This window comes from Flavobacterium sp. FG19, assembly GCF_057809475.1.
This window is the reverse complement of record NZ_JBMDKA010000001.1, coordinates 164,244-186,591: the sequence shown is the minus strand read 5'-3', so window position 1 is coordinate 186,591 and position 22,348 is coordinate 164,244. Positions and strand designations below refer to the sequence as shown.

Here is a 22,348-nt window from a genome sequence, read left to right as displayed (position 1 = left end):
AGGCTTTTTCATATCGTATAAATTCGTTTAATCTGTGTTTAAAACAACCCGTTCAATTCGGCATCAATCCGGTTGATGATATCTCCCAGATCTTCAGGATTATCTACAAAATTGATATTGTCTACATCAATAATTAATAATTTTCCTTTGGTGTAAGTCTGAATCCAGGCTTCGTATCTTTCATTCAGACGGCTTAAATAGTCTATAGAAATCGAGTTTTCATATTCACGTCCGCGTTTGTGGATCTGTCCTACCAGATTAGGAATAGAACTTCTTAAATAAATTAGTAAGTCAGGTGCTTTTACCAAAGATTCCATTAATTCAAACAAAGACGTATAATTCTCAAAATCACGGCTTGTCATTAATCCCATGGCATATAAATTGGGAGCAAAGATATGGGCATCTTCATAGATAGTTCTGTCCTGAATGATTTTCTTACCGCTTTCACGAATCTGCTGAATCTGACGAAAACGGCTATTAAGGAAATAAATCTGTAAATTAAATGACCATCTTTCCATCTGGTGGTAAAAATCGTCCAGATAAGGATTATCAACCACATCTTCATAATGCGGTTCCCATTTAAAGTGTTTGGCGAGTAATTTGGTTAATGTGGTTTTTCCTGCGCCTATATTTCCTGCTACTGCTATGTGCATTACGGTGTTACGATTTTATAATTTACAATTTGTTTGTTTGTAAAAATAGATAAAATTTGGTCTTTGTAATAGTATTTGTCAAACGTTTTTTCTAAAATTTCGATTTCTGAAACTATGTTGGTATTTTCTCTCAAATACAATGAGTTAGCCTTGTTGAAAATGTATTTTTGAGAAGAAATTATTTCTATTTTATCAAAATCAGGAACACTTCCCAAATGGGTTATTTTTCCAAAAATAGTACAGGAAAACCAATTGTTTTTTTTATCAATCCAATAAAAAGTATTAAAGTCGGTCTGGTAATATTTTATACCTTCCGTTAAAGGAACAGAAATGGTTTTATATTCATTTTTAAGATAATCAAAAAGTCCGATCTGCTGATTTAAAGTATTAAAAATCCAAAGCTGGTTTTGTCCCGACATTCCGATGGCGCTCACTACAATAGGAACCGTATTTTGTGAAAAGTTGATTTCGGTAATTTTATTAAGTTGATTGTCTAAAAGCACAACACTGTTAAAGTCTTCGTAGAACAATACAATTTTAAGCGGATTCTGAATGTCGGCTTTGGTAATATTTCCTAAAGAAACGTTTTTATATTCAAAAATTTCACTGCCTTTTATTTTGCTGAAAACATTATTTTTTATCTGATACGAATACCCAAACGAATCATACCCAATAAATTCATCTGCATCCATATTGAGCTTTGAAATTACGGAGGTTTTTATCTTTTGGCTTTGCCCGAAACAAACAGAGAAAGAGCCTGTAATAAACAATACTAATAAAAATTGACGGATGGCCGGACTCATAATGATCTAATTTGGAAGACCAAATTACAAAAACGACAGCAAAGAATCTTCAAAAAACAACGATTTGACCGTTTTTGGAAGTTAAACCTTTTCCGGACTTAATAGTCTTAGAAAGAGCCGATTTTGTCGATACCATTTTGGAATTGATATATTTAACTTTTAATATCTTCAAATTAATAATACATTTGAATGTAAGTTTTACTTTACTACCTTTTAAAAACAAAAAAATGAAAAAACTATCATATTTATTTTTACTATTTGCCTTTGCTCAGGTACAGGCTCAAAAAGATTTTCAGGGAATGGCGGTTTATGAGTCTAAAACGCAGGCACCTAAATTTGAAGGAATGAGAGGAAACAGGGATATTACACCTGAAATGCAGAAAAATATGGAAGAGCGTATGAAACAAATGCTCGAAAAAACTTTTATTTTAAACTTTGACAAAGCCGCTTCTATTTATAAAGAAGAAGAAAAACTGGATACTCCGGGACAGCAGAACGCGGGCATGCGGATTATGATGAATTCGATGATGGGAGGCGGCGGCACTTTTTATAAAGATGTAAAAAGTAAAACCTATACTGTAGATAAAGAATTTATGGGAAAAGAATTCCTGGTTGTCGATTCACTGCCAAAATTAAACTGGAAGTTAGAACAGGAGACCAAGCAGATCGGAGGTTACAACTGTTTTAAGGCTACCGCTGTAAAACAGGCAAGCAAAACCGATTTCAGGAATTTCAGACCAAGAAATAATGACGACAAAAAAGAAGAGGCTAAAAAGACTTCCGGAGAAACTAAAACGAACTTTGAAGATAATTTTGAAATGCCAAAAGAAATTGTAGTTACCGCCTGGTACACTCCGGAAATTCCGGTAAATCAGGGACCGGAAAACTACTGGGGACTTCCTGGACTGATTTTAGAAGTTAACGATGGAAAAACTACGATTTTATGTTCTAAAATTGTTTTGAATGCCAAAGACAAAGTCGAAATAAAACCATCAAAAAAAGGGAAAGTAATTTCGCAGAAAGATTATGACGAGACGGTAATTAAAAAAATGGAAGAATTTAGAGAGATGAACAGAGGACGTGCGGGAGGTCCGCCGCCAATGGGAAGATAAAAACTCCTTAATCCTATTTTTTACTATAAGCATTTTTTAATGAACAAAGCATTTCTTTTCTTCGCCTTTTTACTTACTTCTGTTTCTTTTTCGCAAAGTGTTCGTTTTGACGGTTTCATTCAGGACGAACAGAAAAACCCGTTGGAAATGGCCAATATTATGGCTGTAAACAATGCCACAAAAGCAATGGATTCATATGGAATTACCAACGACAAGGGAAAATTTCAGCTCACCTTAAAACCCAATACCGCATATACCGTTAAGGTAAGTTATCTTGGAATGAAATCTAAAGAAATAGCGGTTACCACGAAAGCTGAAAACATGAGTCAGAACATTGTTATGGATGGTGTAGGGATAGAACTTGAAGGCGTAGAAATTGTACGCGAAATGCCGGTTTCTATCAAAGGAGATACGATCGTTTACAATGCTGATTCTTTTAAATCCGGTACCGAAAAAAAGCTTGAAGATGTATTGAAAAAACTCCCGGGTGTTGAGGTGAATGCCGATGGAGAAATTGAAGTAGAAGGAAAAAAAGTAAGCAAACTAATGGTGGAAGGAAAAGATTTCTTTGACGGAGATACCAAACTGGGCGTTAAAAATATCCCGGCCGATGCTATTGATAAAGTTCAGGTGCTAAGAAACTTTAACGAAGTAAGTCAGTTAAAAGGTCTGGAAAATGATCAGGAAAATGTCGCGATGAATATTAAACTGAAAGAAGGTAAAAAGAACTTCTGGTTTGGAGACGTTACGGCAGGAATTGGAGTGGCAGAATTAGACAGCCGCTATATCATAAACCCGAAACTATTTTACTACAGTCCAAAATACAGTATCAATTTAATTACCAATTTCAATAATATTGGAGAACTGCCTCTGACTGCACAGGATTATTTTAAATTCACAGGTGGATTTAAAAACCTTATGAAAAAAGGAGGAAGCAGTTTTAATGTTTCTTCTAATGATTTAGGGATTTCACTTCTGAGGAATAACCGTGCCAAAGAAATTGAAACCAAATTTGGGGCGACCAACTTTGCTTATTCCGTTAATAAGGCGTGGAATTTAAGCGGTTTCGGAATTCTTTCAACCTCAAAAACTCAATTAGAAACCAAATCTCAGACCACGATTTTAGATTCTGGAGATCAGCAGAAACGGGATGAAAATACCAGTCAGAAAAATAACTTAGGACTTTTTAAATTAAGTTCAACCTATAAGCCAAGCGACAAATTTCAGTTTGATTATGATGTCTTAACCAAATTGACCAAACAGGAAGAATACTCCGATTTGTTTAGAGAACAAATTGTGCAGAATGTTGTTACGCCTGAAACTATTTATACAACCAAAAAACAAGATCCGACTTCTGTCAATCAAAATTTGAGCTTGTATTATACACAGAGTGCTAAAAATATATTTGCTTTTGAAATGCAGCATTTATATCAGGACGAAAATCCATTTTATAATGCCAGCCTGCAGACACTTCCTTTTGCTTTGTCAGGATATATTACAGATCCTGCGCAGTCAAGAAACGATTATAACCAGAATCGTTTTGTAAAAACCAATAAACTCGATGCCAAACTGGATTACTATTATATGGTAACGCCAAAAAGTAATTTCAATATTACCTTAGGGAATACCTATTCTTATCAGAACTTCAACACTCATATTTTTCAAATGTTAGATAACGGAGACCGAAATGACCTGAATAATCCGGAGAATAATAATGATGTTGATTACAGGTTTAATGACGCTTTCGTTGGCTTTCATTATAAAATCCTGACCGGTAAATTTACATTTACGCCGGGAGTAAGTCTGCATACTTATCAAATGACAAACGGACAGCTGGGGACTGATTATTCGCAAAGTTTTACCAAAGTACTGCCCGATTTCTTCGCCTTATATCAAATCAAAAAATCAGAGACACTAACGTATAATTTTTCTTTAACTAATGATTTTACCGATATCAATCAATTGGCAGCAGGTTATGTTTTGTCTGATTACAGTAGTTTATTTCATGGGAATCGTTATTTAGAGAATGCCACTTCGCAAGTACATTCACTACGTTATTTTAAATACAATATGTTCAATTTTGAGAACATTTTTGCGAATGCGACTTATACCAGAAAAGTGGATGCGATTAAAACAAGAGCCGATTTTGATGGAATTAATCAGTCTTCGGTTCCGTATAATTCCAATTTAGCAGATGAAACGTTCTCCGGAATGGGAGCGTACGGCCGATCATTTTTAAAAAATTACAAAGCCTCAGTTAATGCTAGTCTGAACTGGTCAAAATTCAACAATATCCAAAATGATGAATTGAGAACAACAGAAAGTTTTGTGCAGAGTTATACTATCAGAGCTTCAACTAATTATAAAAAACTGCCTAATATAGAGTTTGGTTATAACCTTTTGGTGAACAAATACAGCGGTTCTACTTTTTATACCGATAAACCTTTTGCCAGACTCGATTATTATTTTCTGGACAGTTTCTCTTTTGTGTCAGAATATGAATTCTATCATTATTATAACGGAAACAAATCAGTCGATAACGAATATGATTTCTTAAGCGCCAGTTTGATTTATCAGAAGAAAAACAGCAAATGGGAATACAAAGTTTCGGCTACCAATCTGCTGAATACAAGGTATCTGAACGACGATAATTTTACACAATTCTCAACAAGAGTGTCCCAGTATACTGTACAGCCACGTTATATTATATTTTCGATGAAATATAACATATAAAGTTTTGTCTTTTAGCGGGTTAAAATATTTCTGTTTCATCTTGTAAGAAATCAGGTATCTTTGCGTTTCCTATTAACAACCAAAAAATACATTATGCGCAATTTTATTTGGAGTTTTTTACTAGTTACTTCCGGAACCTTACTATCTTTTTCTCAGACCCAAAACATTGAAAAAGGAACCTATTTGTCTGTCAGCAAAGGACAGAAAATCAAACTGCATTTGTCAGATGATAATAAATATGAATTGGTTTTTTATTCAGGCGGTTATGAAATAAAAGGAGATTCACTGATTTTTAAAAATGCAAAATCAGAAAACCGGTTTGATCTTTCATTTGTTCAGGATAAGAAAGCAAAAAATATAAAAGTTAAGTTTCTGGATCCTTCTTATTACTCTTTTTATATAGGAACACAAACGGGTTCAGAAACGATCCGATATCAGAAACTGACAGATATCAGAAGTAAAAACGATCCGGAATGGACTAACACCGATCTGGATTTTGAAATCGAAAAAGCCGATTATTTATATCTGGTTTACGAAGAATACGATGGCAGCAGCAGTGTTTATAAATATGCTTTGCCAAAAGAGGTATCGGAGATTACGATCAATTATCAGCTGGCTGTTTTAGGAGATTTAAAAATCGCAGGATTTTTTGATAAAAAAAGCAATGAGTTGAGAATTTCAGAACAGTCGGGGAAAAATCCGCTGATATTTGTAAATGAAAAAGAAGCAAAAACCGAAGTGCCTTCTAAGGTTATTCCTGTAGAAAGCCAAACAGTAAAAAAATGGACTTATGCAGGAAAAGACGGTACACTGCTTAGTGATGATTTTGGAACTGAGACAGCTCTTGATACTACAATGGTTGTAGAAGCTCCGCCGGTATATTCACAATACACTTTTAAATTAAAAATAGAGAACAGTTTGAGTAAAGCGATTACCGTAACCAAAGAAGGCGGTACTAAGTTTTTAGTGGTTTTAACAGATACCAAAAACAAGTCGGCAAAGCAGGACTTTGACAATTTTGTAAAAGATCAGGAAACACAAACCGGATACAATATGTATGATAAATATTATCCGCAGTACGATGTTTACAATTATTATCTAACAGGTACCGATGATAAAAAATGGCTGAAAAATAATAAAATAACAAATGATCCGGGAGTACTGATTTTAAACGGTAACGGAGAGGTATTGGCCGCCGCAAAATCGAATTTATCAGACAAACAATACCTTTTTAGTTATTATGGCGATTTGTACTATAAACTGTTAAAGGCGGATGCTTTTGTTTCTATTGATAAAACCCTGAAAAATAAAAAAGCAGCAGACAGCGATCTGATTAGAGCTTTTAATAAAGCAGCTTTATTACAACCTTATTACGACTATGAGTCAGAAGCAGCGGTAAGCGATCCAAATTCGACGGAATTTGTAATTTCAAAAGCAGTATTAGATAAAAAAGAAGTTACCCAGACCTGGAAAAAACTGCTGGAAGCCCATCAAAAAGATAAAAAGCCGGATATGTATCTGGCCGAAACCATTGTAAAAGAGATCAAGAATCAGGGATTTACCAAACAGCTTTTTAATGAAGACAGAATCCTTAACGATACCGACTTTCTGGCAATAGAGTATCTGCTGAAACACTCTGAAGAAATCGAAAATAACCGTGCAGCCTTTAATAGCAATGAAAAAGAAGTTCATAATATAGGAAATGTTGTTTCGGAGATTTCGGAAGCTTTACAGCAAAACCTGTATGCTTCTCAGGATGGTGTCAGCGGTGAAATGAATAAAGAGAGAATCAATTCTGTTTATAAAAAGATTATCACGTCCGGCAAAGGAAATTTTGATGCCTATAGAAACTATTTCTATTATTTAAGCCAGATTGAGGAACCAGATGGTTCAAACACTACTTATTTAAGAGAACTTAATACCTATTTTGATACAACACTGGCGGGGACAAGTCCAATCGAAAAATTAGATGCTATTTTTACAGGATTAGATTCCAGTTCAAGTTATTCATATGACGGATGGAGCTCGTTCAAAACGTATTATTCAGATCTTTGTAACAATGCCGCCTGGACTGTTGTAGAAAAACCTCAAAATTCTAATTTTATTAAAGACGCCATTAAATGGTCAGAATACAGTCTGCAGATTTCCAAAAATAGTCCGTATTATTTAGATACTCTCGCACAGTTGTATTATAAAGACGGCCAAAAAGAGAAAGCAATTGCGACTCAGACTCTGGCAGTGAAATATCTAAACCCGAATATAGAAGAAGAAACGGCAGAAAATATCAAAGAAGTTTTAGCAAAAATGCAGAACGGAACGTATTAAGTTTCGCTATTTGGTATTTAAAAATCCCGGTAGTTTAGATTCTGCCGGGATTTTTTTTTGAAGTAATTTTCATAGATTGTCTGGTACAGAAAGAAATTAGTACTGTTTAAATCCTTAAGTTTGGAATACCAAATTTAATCGTATGAAAAACAAAATGATAGTGTTTTTAATGGTTTGCGGAGGAGCGGTCTTTTCGCAGGCAATTAAAAAGCCTTTAGTGTCGGCCATTACAACAGCCGATTTAAAAACCGATATGTACCAAATGGCCGGAGATCATTTTAATGGTCGTGAAGCCGGAACCTTAGACGAAATCAAAGTATCGATGTGGCTTGCCGAAAAAGCAAAACAAGCCGGAATGTCACCAGCTGGTGATGATGGTACGTTTTTCCAGTTTTTTGATTTGTACCGACATCAGGTTACCGCAAATACTACTTTTAAAATTGGACTGAAATCCTATAAATTATGGAAGGAAGTCTTAGTAGCAGAAACAGCCAATATTAAGGTTAATGCACCGATACTCTATTTAGGGGCGGTAACGCCAAAAGAAGCTTTACAAGCTGATGTAAAAGGAAAAGCAGTAGTAATACTGGCATCGAAAGAAGGGATTCCAGATGATATCTCACTTTTTGAAAGACGTTATCCTGGTTTTGTAAAACAGAAATATTATGAAGATCTGGCGCAGAAAGGCGCTGCAGCCCTTATTATTGTTGCCGACGAATTAGGAGAACAAAGCTGGTCTCAGGTAGAGCCGCAGCTGACAAGAGGAGTTTACGGAATTGAAGGTTATCGCGACAGAATACCTGTTCCGTCCAGAATGCCTGCTTTCTGGCTTCATAATGATCAGTTGGAATTTTTGAAAACGACTAAAGAAAACCTGCTGGCTGAGGTAATTTCCGAAACTTATAAATACCCTTCTGTAAATGTGGTGGGTAAAGTAGAAGGAACAGCTGCTAAATTAAAAAAAGAATATGTTTTGTTCAGCGGTCACCAGGATCATGACGGAGTGAGGCAAAAATACGGACAGGATTCTATTTATAATGGTGCCGATGATAACGCAAGTACCTGTGTAGCCATGCTGGCCATTGCCAGAGCGTTTAAAAAACAGCCCGGAAAACGAACGGCTTTATTTGTTTTTCACGGAGCCGAAGAAAGAGGACTGCTCGGATCCAGCTGGTATGCAGAGCACCCGACAGTTCCTGAAAAAGATATTATAGCGGTACTAAACGGCGATATGATTGGAAGAAATGATGTAAACCAGGCCGCTTTATTAGGGGGAGCACCGCCGCATGAAAATTCATCTGATTTGGTTAATGCCGCTAAACAAGCAAATGATGAAGGCCCTAAATTTGAATTGGATAAACTTTGGGACAGACCGGAACATCCGGAGTATTTTTACTTTCGTTCGGATCATCTGCCGTATGCCCGAAAAGGAATCCCGGCCGTATTTTTCACCAGCGTGCTGCACAGCCAGTATCACACCCCTATGGATGAAGCAGAAAACATTGATTACGTAAAACTCCACAAAATGACCGAGTGGATGTACCGTACCGGATGGATTTTATCAAATGATGCCAATCGCCCTAAAATTTTGCCTGCTAAACAATTGGAACGATAGGAGATATTTCTAGCGTTAATGTACACAGAATAAAAAAGGCTGTCTAAAATTTTAGACAGCCTTTCTTGTATGTAGATGTTTCAGATTGAATTATAATCCAAAAGCAGTTTTTACCTGATCAACAAAATCAAGTTTTTCCCATGTAAACAACTCTACAGTAACGGTTTTTTCATTTCCGCCCGGAGCAGAGAAAGTTTTAGTAACTGTTTCAGGTTTACGTCCCATATGTCCGTAAGCAGCTGTTTCACTGTAAATAGGGTTTCTTAATTTTAATCTCTGTTCGATAAAGTAAGGACGCATATCGAAGATAGCTTCTACTTTTTTAGCAATTTCACCGTTAGTTAGGTTAACTTTAGAAGTTCCGTAAGTTTCGATGAAAATCCCCATTGGCTCAGCAACTCCAATAGCATAAGAAACCTGAACTAAGATTTCGTCAGCAACACCGGCAGCCACTAAGTTTTTAGCGATATGACGGGTTGCATAGGCAGCACTTCTGTCTACTTTACTTGGATCTTTTCCAGAGAATGCGCCACCACCGTGAGCACCTTTTCCACCGTAAGTATCCACGATAATTTTTCTTCCTGTTAAACCAGTATCTCCGTGAGGTCCTCCAATAACGAATTTTCCTGTTGGGTTAATATGGTAGTTGATTTTATCGTTGAATAAGTGAGCGTGTTTTGGGTTTTTAGCAATGATTCTTGGAATCAAAATTTCAACAATATCTTTTTTGATTTTAGCTAACATCGCAGCTTCTTCATCAAAATCATCGTGTTGTGTCGAGATTACAATCGCATCAATACGGGTTGGTTTGTTATCGTCGCTGTATTCTAAAGTTACCTGAGATTTAGCATCCGGACGTAAATAGGTGATTTCCTTGTTTTCACGTCTTAAAATAGCTAGTTCCTGTAATAATTTATGAGATAAATCTAATGCCAGCGGCATGTAGTTTTCAGTTTCGTTGGTAGCATAGCCAAACATCATTCCCTGGTCACCAGCACCTTGCTCTTCCGGCTTAGCTCTGTCAACACCCTGATTAATATCAGCAGACTGCTCGTGAATAGCAGAAAGAATTCCACAAGAATTCGCTTCAAACATATATTCACTTTTAGTATATCCAATTTTACGGATTACTTCACGTGCAATTTGTTGTACATCAAGATAAGTATTAGATTTTACCTCACCTGCTAAAATAACCTGACCTGTAGTAACCAAAGTTTCACATGCTACTTTTGAGTCAGCGTCAAATGCCAGAAAGTTGTCAATTAAAGCATCCGAAATTTGATCTGCAACTTTGTCTGGATGCCCTTCACTAACAGATTCTGACGTAAATAAATAAGCCATAATAATTTATTAAATTAACATTAATCGAGGAAAAGTAATTGCTGAAAGTGCTAAAGGAGAGTATCTGCTTTAGCATTTTTTACTGCCGAAATCTATCTTTCAGCACCCATAACGAACCATTTCATTATGAAGAGGTTGCAATCAGTTCAAATTTTTCCTCTGTATTCGGGTGCAAAGGTATAAAACCATTTTGATTTGCAAATTAAAGTACAACTTTTTTTATTTTTTCAGATAGAAATTTAACAGTAATATACTAATTTGATAGGGTAATGGAAAATATTTTGGTTTTTGTTTGGCTGATTGAAAAATAGTTCGCAAATTTGCCTCGTTAAAAGAACAGAACAAAAATGAAATTTACAGTTTGCAATATGATGTCTTGTAAGATGCCGGAATTATCCGCAGAGACTCTGTTGTAGTTTGATTTCAACCACATATATAGAACCTCTGCCAGCCGCAGAGGTTTTTTTTGTTTGAAAACTAAAGCTGTAAGATTTTTTTTAAGCCAAAAACATTTAATTAATCAGTAAAAAAGAAATGAAGAAAAATGTACTAATCGTTTTAGGTCTTGTGACATTTTCAGGCCTTTATGCTCAGGATGCTAAAACTGAGCAGGATACTTTAAAAAATAATGAACTGTCAGAAGTTACCATAATCGGATCAAGAAGTAAAAATAGAGTGAAGACAGATGTGCCGGTTCCGGTTGATGTTTTTAATATTGCCGATATTACAAAAGGAGCGCCGCAGACCAGTGTAACGCAGATTTTAAATTATGTGGCTCCATCGTTTACCAGTAATGCAACCTCTACTGCCGATGCCACAGATCACGTCGACCCGGCACAATTAAGAGGATTAGGTCCCGATCAGGTTTTAATTCTGGTAAATGGAAAAAGAAGACATACCAGCGCTTTGGTAAATATAAACGGATCGCCGGGAAGAGGATCTGTAGGAACCGATTTAAATGCGATTCCGTCTTTTGCCATCGAAAGAATTGAAGTTTTAAGAGACGGGGCGGCTGCGCAATATGGTTCAGATGCTATTGCGGGAGTTATTAATATTGTACTTAAGAAGAATGCCAATTATCTGACAGGGGGAATTCAGTACGGAGCTAATTTGTCTTCAGGTTCCAATAATTTTAAAGGAGGATCAGACGGACAAACCGCTCAGGTCGATCTGAACTACGGAACCTCATTAGGTAAACCGGGAAGTTTTCTGAATGTTACCGGAACTGCCGTAACCAGACAGGCAACCAGTCGTGCAGGAATCAGAAGTAATGGTATTTTTAATGCTTATAATGCTGTTGAGAACAGAGCAGCTCAAAACGGGGTTCAGATCAATTCACTTTTCAGTAACATTAATACGACCTCTAATTCGGCACAGATTATCAGCTCACTGCAGCAGTATGCGCCGCAGGTTACTTATTTTACAACAGCTCAGCAAAATGCCATTGCATCAGCCACTACTATTGCACAAATGCAGACCGCTTTGAATTTTGATGTTACCAATAACGAGCTTTCTTACAGAGGTCAGGAAAGAGCCGATTATAATATGAGCGTAGGGCAGTCAGAATTAGCTTCAGGACAGGCTTATTACAATGCTAAATATCCTTTAACAGAAACGACTTCTTTGTATTCATTTGGAGGAGTTTCGTACCGAAACGGTAAATCGTATGCTTTCAACAGGCTGCCAAACGGTTCAGGAACTTTTACACAGGTATATGAAAACGGTTTTTTACCTGAAATAGAATCTAAAATTCTGGATGCTTCTGCAGCAGTAGGTGTAAACACACAGTTATTTGGTTTTGATACTGATTTGAGTACCAATCTTGGGACGAACTCTTTTCAGTATGATGTAAACAATACGATCAATGCTACTTTGGGAGTAAACTCGCCTTCTAGTTTTGATGCCGGAAAAGTTTCGTTTTTACAAAGTACAACTAATTTAGATTTCAGCAGAAAATACGATGTTTTATCCGGTTTAAACGTTGCTTTTGGTGGAGAGTTTAGATATGAGAATTACCAGATTCAGCAGGGAGAAGAAGCTTCTTATGGTTTGTATGATGTAAACGGAAATCTGGTTTCGGGAATTCTGCCAAGCAGTTCACCATTAATTGTTACTGATTTTTTTGGTAACAAACGAGGAGCAGGAGCACAAGGATTCTCAGGATTTCAGCCTTCAGATGCCAAAGAAAGAGATCGAAAAAGCGGTGCCGGATACCTTGATTTAGAGTTAAATGTGACTGACAAATGGCTCGTAAACGGAGCTGCGCGTTATGAAAACTATTCCGATTTTGGAAATACAGTAACCTTTAAACTGGCTTCTCTCTTAAAATTAAATGACAATATCAACTGGAGAATTTCAGGACAAACCGGTTTTAGAGCGCCATCTTTACAGCAGAAGTATTTTGAAAGCAGTTCAACACAGTTTATTAACGGGTCTCCTTATCAGGTTGGATATTTTACAAACGATTCGCAGGCAGCCAAAAGTATAGGGGTTGAAAACCTGAAGCCCGAAAAATCAAAAAGCATCAGTACCGGATTTACCTTTAAAATTCCGGAGGCTAATGTTACTATTGCAACCGATGCTTATTTTACCAGAATCAATGACAGGGTAGTTTTATCCGGTCAGTATTCAAGACCAACTGATGCACAGATCGATGCAGCGACATCACAGTCACAAAAAGAGGCTTTGACATTGTTTCAGCAGGCGTTTGATTTAAAAGGAGTAGAAAGAGCTTCGTTCTGGACTAACGGAATTGATTCAGAAACCAAAGGAGTTGATCTGGTGATTTCTCAGAAATATGATGTGATTCAGGATTTTGTTATCAGAAACGATTTGGCGCTGAGTTTTAATGAAACAAAAAGAGTAGGAGATCTGCATGTGCCGCAGTCTATCATCGATGCTGGTGGAGATCCTTATAAATATTCCTTTTTCCCGGAATCCAGCCGTGTATATTTAGAAGAAGCCATTCCAAAATTAAAGGCTAACTTAATGACTACTTTCAGTATCAAAAAACTGGATATTTATTTAAGAAACAGCTATTTTGGAAAAGTTACAGACCCGGGAGCTACAGATGTTAACTTAGATGGATACGCTTCTGTGTATGAACATCCTGAATACAGTGCAAAACTGGTAACCGATTTATCTTTTGGATATCAGATTAATGAACATTTCAGAGCAACAGTTGGTTTTAACAATATAGGAGATGTTTATCCGGACAGAAATAATCCTGCAACTCCTGCTTTTACCAATGCAACTCCAACGTTGTCTCCGGCACCAAGTACGGATTTGAGTAATGCTAATCAGTTTGCTTATTCCAGAGCGGTATCACAATTTGGATTAAACGGAAGATTTGGATTTGCCCGTTTAAGCTTTAAATTCTAAAAAAGCTCGGCTGCTCCCGATAGTTATTGGGAATGGCTGACCTTTAATTGAAAAAAATAATAAAATATCAAACTTTTATTTGGCAGTTCAAAAAATAGTTATTACATTTACTCTATCGAATTAGTCGAGTTTAAAAAAGAAAATTAGTTTTAATAGAAATGAAAACAATAGCAGGAAAAAATATGATGTGTTGTAGTATGATGCAGATGTGCATCCAACCTTGCTGTTGCCAAAAGTAAAAGATACAATCTTTGTTATAGTTAAACTATAAGCCCTTTTGGCCGCCATCCGAAAGGGCTTTTTTCATTTCCACAATTTAAAAATTAAACATCATGAAAACATTAAATTCAATAGCAGTAGAATATTTATTGAGAAACGATTCTCAAAAAGACAATAACAAATCAGAAGGAATTACAAAAGAAGTTAGAAGAATACATGTAGAGCAGAATTTAAAAAATGAGAAATCATTATTATTTTATATGTATGATCTTGAGGAAGCAGCAGATGACTTTTTTGCTTAAATCAATTCACATTTCACAATATATAGTATTAACAATATCTAAAAAACTAAGAAATCATGAGCACACAAAAATTTGCAACAAACGCATTACACGCAGGACACGATGTTACTAAAAATTCAGGAACCAGAGCAGTACCTATTTACCAAACGTCCTCTTATGTATTTAATAACGCCGATCATGCGGCCAATTTGTTTGGTCTTGCCGAAGCCGGATTTATATATACCCGTTTAAATAATCCGACCAATGATGTGCTGGAGCAGCGTCTGGCAGCCCTTGAAGGCGGAATCGGAGCCGTGGTAACAGCATCGGGAGCGTCGGCCATTTCAACCACTTTATTAACTTTACTAAGAGCGGGCGATCATATTGTTGCGTCAAATAGTTTGTATGGCGGTACGTATAACTTATTGAGTGTAACACTGCCGCGTTTAGGAATCACCACTACTTTTGTTGATCCGTCCAAAGCAGAAAATTTCACCAAAGCGGCGAAAGAAAATACCAGAGCTTTTTTTGTAGAATCTCTGGGGAATCCAAAATTAGACGTATTAGATCTAAAAGCAATTTCGGCAGAAGCCAAAGCATTCAAAGTGCCTTTTATAGTAGACAATACAGTTGCGACACCGTATTTATTAAACCCGATTAAATATGGTGCCGATATTGTAATTCATTCTTTAACCAAATATATAGCCGGTAACGGAACTTCACTTGGGGGTGTTATTATCGATGCCGGAAATTTTGATTGGGCTAACGGAAAATTCCCTGAATTTACAGAACCTTCAGCAGGATATCACGGATTAATTTATCATGAAGCCCTCGGAAATGCAGCTTTTATTGCTAAAGCCAGAATCGAAGGACTGCGTGATTTTGGAGCCGCTTTGAGTCCGTTTAATGCTTTCCAGATTATTCAGGGTTTGGAAACACTGCCAATCCGAATTAAAAAACACAGTGAAAATGCTTTGATTCTGGCCGAATGGTTAGAAAAACAAGACGAGGTGGTCTGGGTAAATTATCCGGGACTGAAATCAAATAAATATTATGATCTGGCTCAGGAATACCTTCCGGAGGGACAAAGCGGTATCATTACTTTTGGATTGAAAGGAGGCTTTGACGCCGCTAAAAAAGTAGTTGATGAAACCAGATTGTTCTCTCTTCTTGCGAATATTGGAGATACTAAATCGCTGATTATCCATCCGGCGAGCACAACACACCAGCAATTGTCAGAAGAAGATCAATTATCTACAGGAGTTTCAAAAGATTTAATCCGACTTTCAGTTGGAATAGAAGATGTTGAAGATTTAATTGCCGATTTACAAGCAGTTTTCGAAAGTGTTACACAATCGCAGTACAGCATCAATAAGAATTAGGTTTTTTTGTTTTTTGTTTGAAAAATTGCCTTTAGCAGCGTGAGTTCTGCTAGAGGTGATTTTTTATGAAAAAGAAATCCGGATAAAAATTCATTATATCAGTAATATAAGTTCATTTTAGTAGAGACGGACTGTAGTGGCTGGAATAAATGAAATGAATTTAAATAACTTATATCGTTTATGAAATACAGATATGTTTTAAAAAATTAAAATTATGTCAAAGCTTAAAATAAATATTATTCTATTTGGGATAGGAAATATAGGAAGCACTTTAATCAATCAGATTATTGAAAGTCAGGCGTTTTTTCTGGAGAGTAAAAATGTTGATTTTCATTTTCCTATTATTACCAATTCTACGGTAGCCTTTTTTGAGAAAGAAGGCGTTGGATATGCCTGGGAAACCAATTTCAGAGAACTGGCGGTACCATTTAGGGTAGAAGATATCATTGAATTTGCCAAAGAAAATGAATTCGAAAATCTGATTGCCGTTGATGCTACAGCCAGCGATGAACTGATTGGGCATTACAACACACTGATTGAAAACGGATTTAATATTGTAGCAGTGAATAAAAAAGCCAATACACTTCCGATAGATCTCTACAAGCAGCTCAGAGAAAACCTGAAGAAATACGATAAAGAGTTTTTGTATGAAACTTCGGTTGATACGGGATTCCCGGTATTGCAGACCCTTAGAGATTTGTATTATTCAGGAGAAAAGATCACCAAAATCAGGGGTGTTTTCTCGGACAATCTGAGTTATGTTTTTAACCGCTTTTCTGCTGAAGAAAACACTTTTTCCTCTATTTTGAAAGATGCCAGTCTGCTTGGCCTGATGAGGTCTACTTTTAAAGAAGACCTGTCCGGAAATGATACGGCAGGGAAACTTTTGATTCTGACCCGTGAAATAGGAAAAGAATTTAATTTCTCTGATATCAAAATCAATTCCCTGATAAAAGAAGAACATCTGGAGAAAAACGGTATACTGAATAAAGAAGCTGTCGATAAATCGTTTAAAATTGCCAAGATAACCCAGGCAGATCATCATGTGTTAAGGTATATAGGAGAGTATGATGTCGAAAAAAATACCTTAGAGGTTAAACTGGTTTCAGAGTCTGTTACATCGGCTATAGGGCAGTTAAAAGGCTCCGATTCTGTTTTTGAAATTTATACACAGTCTTATGCCAATACACCAATTGTAATTCAAAGTGCTGCTGCCTGCAGACAGGCCATTGCAAGAGGAGTTATAACTGATATTTTAAAAGTGGCCGAAAAAATAAAAAATAAAGAAGCTGTCTGGCTGTAAGTACGTGTTTTCAATATTAGTGAGTGGTTCTTTGACAGATTGAAACAGAAAAGCCAGTTATTTTTTTGTAAGATTAAACTTCTTTTGTTTTGAATTGTAATTTTGTAAGATGTTTTTTAACGATAAAAAGCTGTTTTTTAACGTTTTTTAAGAAAAAATAAGCTTTTGTAACTTGGAATATTGAAAAAATATTCGCACATTTGTAAGGCAAACTAAAATTTGTTAAAAAGCAAAATAAATTGTTAAAATAAATAAGCACTTTTGAGGTCTTAATCACATCTTAAAAGTTTATAAAAAATACTAAATGCAAGATTTTTTTAAAATAACAGTCAAATCACAAATGAATAAGTCCCTACAGATGAACAAGATGTTCAATGTCGCACGTATTTGTGTATGCGTCTGTTGATACTAAAAGAATTATAAGTTATATAAAACTTAAACCCTTTTGGTATTAAAAATCCAAAAGGGTTTTTTTATTCCTTTTAACAGCATAACAAAGAATTAAAGATAAGATAAATAAAAAATAACTGACTTAAACTTAATATCATGAGCGCAATTAACTACTTAAGAAAAAAACTTTTCAAAAACAAAGAGGAAAGAAACAACCCGCCGCCGGTAAACGAATTAATTCACCCAAGTTTCGGCGTAGCTGAAACAGATAAAAAAGCGGAAAGAAAAGCACCAAATTCATTATTGTTTTTGATGTATTCTAAAGAAAATGAAACCCTTTTCATTTAAGTTGAAAAGTATTATAATAACAGGTTAAAACCTGCATGAGATTACTGGGCATAACGTTCGGTAATTTTGTGCGTACAATAATTTCGGGCTGAATAATGTTTAAGAAATTAAACAATCAGTTTCGATAAAATTTGTTAGTTTAAGAAATTAGTAGTTAATTTGCACCGTTAAGTTCAAAAACGTATTGAAAATGTTATAAAGAAAGGAGGAGGGATTAGACCCGATGAATCCTTAGCAACCCTTCGTTAATTCGAAGAAGGTGCTGCATTCTACCACGCCTAACGTGGAAAGATAACAACAAGAATTTTTCTAGTTTCACTCTAGACTTTCTTTCTAATATTTCCACATACAAATCAAAAAGTAAAAAGATTTGAAATTGGAAAATATACCAAGTCCCATTATAATTCAGGATTTCATCACCGAAAGTGGTGCATTGTATTCATCGTTACCGCTAAGTTTTACACTTTCCGGCAAACCGCTGTATACTGCTCCTATTGTTCTGGTTAACCATGCCCTTACCGGAAATGCACAGGTTACCGGCGAAAATGGCTGGTGGAGTGATTTAATCGGCGAAGCCAAAACTATCGATACCAATCAATACACCGTTTTAGCATTTAATGTTCCCGGAAACGGAAACGATTCGTTTATAATCGAAAACTATCAGGATTTTACAGCCCGTGATATTGCCAGAATTTTTATTAAAGGACTTCAGGCATTGCATATTGAGCAGCTATTTGCCATAATAGGCGGTTCGGTAGGCGGCGGAATTGCCTGGGAAATTCTGGCTTTGGAACCTAACATAACCCAGCACCTGATTCCTATTGCAACCGACTGGAAATCGACTGACTGGATGATTGCCAACTGTTACCTGCAGGAACAGATTTTAAACAATTCGTCAAAACCGGTTGAAGATGCCAGAATCCATGCTATGTTGTGTTACCGTTCGCCGGAATCATTCAAAGAAAAATTTCAGAGAACTATCAATCAGGATCTTTTGATTTTTAATATCGAAAGCTGGCTGGCACATCACGGAAAAAAACTCCAGAAACGCTATCAGTTATCATCCTACAAATTGATGAATCAGCTGCTTAAAACCATAGATATTACCAGGAATAGTGAGGATTTCGAAACCTTACTCTCTAAAACGCCCGCTTCAATTCATATCGTGGCGATTAATTCAGATTTGTTTTTTACACCCAAAGAAAATCTGGAGACTTACAATGAATTGCGGCAATTTAAAAAGAATGTTTTTTACAGCGAAATAGATTCCGTTCACGGACATGACGCTTTTTTAATCGAGTACAAACAATTAGATCATTTACTTGCCGGTATTTTTAAGGCAGAAACAATAGCAAAATAAAATGAAAGTATTAAAATTTGGAGGTAAATCATTATCAAACGGAGAAGGACTTAACAAAGTAGTTTCAATCATTTCAGATAAAGTAAATCAGGGCGAACAGATTGCTGTGGTCGTTTCTGCCAGAGGAAATGCAACAGATGAATTAGAAGATATCTTAAGAATTGCCGCTAAAAATGGTAATTACAAACCGCTGTTAGAAAGTTTTAAAGCTTACCAGACATCAGATTATCCGCAGGTTGACTTGTCTGAAGAATTCAATATTTTAGATAAATTATTCGAAGGAGTAAGTCTTATAGGCGATTACAGCAGTAAAATTAAAGACCAGATTTTGTCTAAAGGAGAATTGCTTTCGGCTAAATTACTGACTTCTATTCTGGTTGAAAAAGGTATTCCTGCTAATTTTGTGGATACAAGAGAATTGCTTAAAACCGATTCTAAATTTGGAGATGCACAGCCTTTAGAACAGCTTTCCAAGAAAAATGTTATCAATTATTTTAAACTTCATAATGGTGAAACGGTAAACATTGTTACCGGTTTTATTGGTTCAAACAACAACAACGACACTACAACTTTAGGAAGAAACGGAAGTAATTATACTGCTTCGTTAATTGCTAACTATCTGGATGCCGAGGAGCTTCAGAACTTTACGCATGTTGATGGAATCTATACCGCAAATCCGGATTTAGTAGCCGACGCTAAAAAAATCGAATTTTTGTCGTTTAATGAAGCAAACGAATTAGCTAATTTTGGTGCAACAATTTTGCACGCCAAAACGATAATTCCGTTATTAGAAAAGAATATTCCACTTCGTATTTTAAATACATTCAATCACGAAAATCACGGAACTTTAATTACTTCAAATTCTCAAAAAGAAGGAATTAAAACGCTTTCTGTTTTAGAAAATGTTTCGCTTGTAAATCTTGAAGGACGCGGATTATTAGGAAAAGCCGGAGTCGATGCCCGTATTTTCAAGGTAATGGGCGATCATAATATCAGCGTAAGCATTATTTCACAAGGTTCTTCAGAAAGAGGAATCGGACTGGTTGTGGCTAAAGACAAAGCGACTTTGGCAATGGTTGAATTAGAAAAAGAGTTCGAAAATGACTTTTATTCTAAAGACGTAAACCAGATTACAGTTACTGATAATGTTTCGGTAATTTCGATTATCGGGCAGGATCTAAGTACTTTTCATAAACCGTATACAGCATTAATTAAAAATAAAATTGTTCCAATTTTATTCAACAACACAGTTACGGGTAAAAACGTGAGTTTGGTTGTTAAAAAAGAAGAACTGAACAAAGCCTTAAATGTAATTCACGGAGAGATTTTTGGAGTTTCCAAAAAAATCAACATTGCGATTTTTGGTCACGGATTAGTAGGAGGAACTTTGATTAATCAAATTTTAGAATCGGCTTCAGCTATTGAAAAACGTAAAGACATTAAGCTGAATGTTTTTGCTATTGCCAATTCTAAAAAGCTGCTTTTAAATAAAAATGGTGTAACTTCAGGCTGGAAAAACGACATTGAGACCAAAGGTGAACCTTATACTATTCAGGATATTATTGCTTATGCCAATGAGTATCATTTAGAAAATTTAATTGCTGTAGACAATACAGCCAGTGCTTCCTTTGTAGAAAACTATGTAACGCTGGTAGAAAGCAGTTTCGATTTGATTTCTTCTAATAAGGTGGCTAACACATTAAGCTATGGGTTTTATAAGGAATTGAGAAAAGCTTTGGCCGAAAACCAGAAGAATTATTTATACGAAACCAATGTTGGTGCAGGATTGCCGTTAATTGATACGATTAAATTATTGCACCTTTCAGGAGAAAATATTACAAAAATCAAAGGAGTTTTCTCTGGAACATTGAGTTATTTATTCAATAATTTCTCTGCAAAAGAGGCGCCTTTTAGCGAAATCCTGCAGGAAGCAATTGATAATGGATATACAGAACCAGATCCGCGTGAGGATTTATGCGGAAATGACGTGGGAAGAAAATTATTGATTTTGGCAAGAGAATTGGATTTACAAAATGAATTTGAAGAAATCTCTATTCAGAATCTTATTCCGGAGCACTTACGTGAAGGAAGCGCTGCTGATTTCCTGACGAAATTAAAAGAATTCGACCCAATTTATGCTAAAATAAAAGCCGATCAACAATCAAATCACGTGTTGAGATACATTGGTGAATTGTCTGGAGATTTGCAGAATGATAAAGGAAATCTTGAAGTAAAATTAGTTTCAGTACCAAAAGACACGGCATTAGGCGGATTAAAAGGTTCTGATTCTTTCTTCGAAATTTACACAGAATCTTATGGAGACCGTCCAATCGTTATTCAGGGAGCCGGTGCAGGTTCTGCGGTAACAGCAAGAGGAGTTTTTGGAGATATTTTAAGATTGTCTGATAAAGGATAATTGATTTTAGATTGCAGATTTTAGAGTTTAGATTATAAGATTTGTATCTAGTTTGAATTCAGTTTGTCATTTCGACGAAGGAGAAATCTCCGCAAGTAGCTCGACAAAGATTGACGAAATTCATTATGGAATTTCTAGTGTGATTTCTCGTTCCTCGAAATGACAAGATTGAGAAGAATAAAAAACAAAAAAAATAACAACACAATGAAAGTAACTTTAAACAGAGTAAATGACGCATTTCATTTCAAAGTAAAAAATGAACGCGGCCACATAGTTGACGTTGACAGCAGAGCCGAATTTGGCGGAAGCGATTTAGGGGCAAGCCCGATGGAATTGGTATTAATGGGTGTTGCAGGATGTAGTGCTATTGATATGATTTCGATCTTAAAAAAACAGCGTCAGGAAATTACTTCTTTTAACGCTGAGGTTGAAGGAACGCGAGTTCAGATTGAAGAAGCAAAACCTTTTAAAGAAATCGATGTGGTTTTCTATTTAGAAGGAGAAATCAATCCGGAAAAAGCAAAAAAAGCAGCACAGCTTTCTTTCGAGAAATATTGTTCAGTTGCTAAAACAGTGGAGCCAACAGCCACCATTAGCTACAAAGTTGTTTTGAACAACGAAGCTTTGTAAATTAGATAATTAGTCAATTAGGGAAATTAGAAAATTTCTTTAGGCAGTTTGAATTT

General features: G+C 35.9%; 15 protein-coding genes and 1 riboswitch. Of the genes, 12 read left to right on the top strand and 3 right to left on the bottom strand.

Translation table 11 applies throughout. From position 1 onward, the window contains the following. Positions 1-38: 38 nt before the first annotated feature. Together ACODST_RS00770 and ACODST_RS00765 are read right to left on the bottom strand one after the other, a co-directional pair. A complete protein-coding gene (locus ACODST_RS00770) occupies positions 39-653 on the bottom strand; it encodes a deoxynucleoside kinase (RefSeq protein WP_488930207.1) in 615 nt (204 codons plus the stop codon). Then, the gene (locus ACODST_RS00765; RefSeq protein WP_488930206.1) at positions 653-1,456 is read right to left on the bottom strand and encodes a hypothetical protein; all 804 of its coding nucleotides are present in this window, start codon (positions 1,454-1,456) and stop codon (positions 653-655) included. Before ACODST_RS00765 ends, ACODST_RS00770 begins: the two co-directional genes overlap by 1 nt. 227 nt (positions 1,457-1,683) lie before the next feature. Between ACODST_RS00765 and ACODST_RS00760 the strand changes: the two genes are divergently transcribed. The 4 genes from ACODST_RS00760 (at position 1,684) to ACODST_RS00745 (ending at position 9,241) form a co-directional block, all read left to right on the top strand. Further along, a complete protein-coding gene (locus ACODST_RS00760) occupies positions 1,684-2,568 on the top strand; it encodes a GLPGLI family protein (RefSeq protein ID WP_488930205.1) in 885 nt (294 codons plus the stop codon). 39 nt (positions 2,569-2,607) lie between these two features. Further along, positions 2,608-5,301 (top strand): carboxypeptidase-like regulatory domain-containing protein, encoded by a 2,694-nt coding sequence (locus ACODST_RS00755; RefSeq protein ID WP_488930204.1) that lies wholly within the window; start codon positions 2,608-2,610, stop codon positions 5,299-5,301. 93 nt (positions 5,302-5,394) lie between these two features. Beyond that, on the top strand, positions 5,395-7,626 hold the full coding sequence (locus ACODST_RS00750) for a hypothetical protein (RefSeq protein ID WP_488930203.1): 2,232 nt from the start codon (positions 5,395-5,397) through the stop codon (positions 7,624-7,626). A gap of 142 nt (positions 7,627-7,768) precedes the next feature. Continuing rightward, positions 7,769-9,241, top strand: a complete 1,473-nt coding sequence (locus tag ACODST_RS00745) for a M20/M25/M40 family metallo-hydrolase (protein ID WP_488930202.1) — start codon at positions 7,769-7,771, stop codon at positions 9,239-9,241. 90 nt (positions 9,242-9,331) lie between these two features. On the opposite strand, the gene metK is transcribed toward ACODST_RS00745, so the two are convergent. Then, complete coding sequence (gene metK / locus ACODST_RS00740) at positions 9,332-10,582, bottom strand: methionine adenosyltransferase (protein ID WP_488930201.1); 1,251 nt, start codon at positions 10,580-10,582, stop codon at positions 9,332-9,334. A gap of 534 nt (positions 10,583-11,116) precedes the next feature. Between metK and ACODST_RS00735 the strand changes: the two genes are divergently transcribed. The 8 genes from ACODST_RS00735 to ACODST_RS00700 all read left to right on the top strand — a co-directional run bounded on the left by ACODST_RS00735 (position 11,117) and on the right by ACODST_RS00700 (position 22,292). After that, positions 11,117-13,963 (top strand): TonB-dependent receptor plug domain-containing protein, encoded by a 2,847-nt coding sequence (locus ACODST_RS00735; protein WP_488930200.1) that lies wholly within the window; start codon positions 11,117-11,119, stop codon positions 13,961-13,963. A gap of 332 nt (positions 13,964-14,295) precedes the next feature. Next, on the top strand, positions 14,296-14,484 hold the full coding sequence (locus ACODST_RS00730) for a hypothetical protein (RefSeq protein WP_488930199.1): 189 nt from the start codon (positions 14,296-14,298) through the stop codon (positions 14,482-14,484). Positions 14,485-14,540: 56 nt separating this feature from the next. Further along, positions 14,541-15,845: an O-acetylhomoserine aminocarboxypropyltransferase/cysteine synthase family protein gene (locus ACODST_RS00725; RefSeq protein ID WP_488930198.1), complete on the top strand. Its 1,305-nt coding sequence runs from the start codon at positions 14,541-14,543 to the stop codon at positions 15,843-15,845. Between the two features lie 214 nt (positions 15,846-16,059). Continuing rightward, on the top strand, positions 16,060-17,148 hold the full coding sequence (locus ACODST_RS00720) for a homoserine dehydrogenase family protein (RefSeq protein WP_488930197.1): 1,089 nt from the start codon (positions 16,060-16,062) through the stop codon (positions 17,146-17,148). 546 nt (positions 17,149-17,694) lie between these two features. Beyond that, entirely contained in the window at positions 17,695-17,886 is a 192-nt protein-coding gene (locus tag ACODST_RS00715) for a hypothetical protein (RefSeq protein ID WP_488930196.1), read from the top strand. Between the two features lie 190 nt (positions 17,887-18,076). Beyond that, positions 18,077-18,184, top strand: a riboswitch (SAM riboswitch). A 78-nt stretch (positions 18,185-18,262) separates the two neighbouring features. After that, positions 18,263-19,246, top strand: a complete 984-nt coding sequence (locus ACODST_RS00710) for an alpha/beta fold hydrolase (protein ID WP_488930195.1) — start codon at positions 18,263-18,265, stop codon at positions 19,244-19,246. A 1-nt stretch (position 19,247) separates the two neighbouring features. Then, positions 19,248-21,662 (top strand): bifunctional aspartate kinase/homoserine dehydrogenase I, encoded by a 2,415-nt coding sequence (thrA, locus tag ACODST_RS00705; protein WP_488930194.1) that lies wholly within the window; start codon positions 19,248-19,250, stop codon positions 21,660-21,662. Positions 21,663-21,866: 204 nt separating this feature from the next. After that, positions 21,867-22,292, top strand: coding sequence for an OsmC family protein (locus tag ACODST_RS00700; RefSeq protein ID WP_091493828.1), 426 nt, complete (start codon positions 21,867-21,869; stop codon positions 22,290-22,292). The last annotated feature ends 56 nt before the right edge of the window (positions 22,293-22,348 follow it).

Coding starts and splice junctions, on each gene's coding strand:
- ACODST_RS00765 (WP_488930206.1), bottom strand. CDS start 1,456: ATGAGTCCGGCCATCCGTCAATTTTTATTAGTATTGTTTATTACAGGC.
- ACODST_RS00700 (WP_091493828.1), top strand. CDS start 21,867: ATGAAAGTAACTTTAAACAGAGTAAATGACGCATTTCATTTCAAAGTA.
- ACODST_RS00720 (WP_488930197.1), top strand. CDS start 16,060: ATGTCAAAGCTTAAAATAAATATTATTCTATTTGGGATAGGAAATATA.
- ACODST_RS00745 (WP_488930202.1), top strand. CDS start 7,769: ATGAAAAACAAAATGATAGTGTTTTTAATGGTTTGCGGAGGAGCGGTC.
- metK (WP_488930201.1), bottom strand. CDS start 10,582: ATGGCTTATTTATTTACGTCAGAATCTGTTAGTGAAGGGCATCCAGAC.
- ACODST_RS00715 (WP_488930196.1), top strand. CDS start 17,695: ATGAGCGCAATTAACTACTTAAGAAAAAAACTTTTCAAAAACAAAGAG.
- thrA (WP_488930194.1), top strand. CDS start 19,248: ATGAAAGTATTAAAATTTGGAGGTAAATCATTATCAAACGGAGAAGGA.
- ACODST_RS00755 (WP_488930204.1), top strand. CDS start 2,608: ATGAACAAAGCATTTCTTTTCTTCGCCTTTTTACTTACTTCTGTTTCT.
- ACODST_RS00760 (WP_488930205.1), top strand. CDS start 1,684: ATGAAAAAACTATCATATTTATTTTTACTATTTGCCTTTGCTCAGGTA.
- ACODST_RS00725 (WP_488930198.1), top strand. CDS start 14,541: ATGAGCACACAAAAATTTGCAACAAACGCATTACACGCAGGACACGAT.
- ACODST_RS00770 (WP_488930207.1), bottom strand. CDS start 653: ATGCACATAGCAGTAGCAGGAAATATAGGCGCAGGAAAAACCACATTA.
- ACODST_RS00750 (WP_488930203.1), top strand. CDS start 5,395: ATGCGCAATTTTATTTGGAGTTTTTTACTAGTTACTTCCGGAACCTTA.
- ACODST_RS00730 (WP_488930199.1), top strand. CDS start 14,296: ATGAAAACATTAAATTCAATAGCAGTAGAATATTTATTGAGAAACGAT.
- ACODST_RS00735 (WP_488930200.1), top strand. CDS start 11,117: ATGAAGAAAAATGTACTAATCGTTTTAGGTCTTGTGACATTTTCAGGC.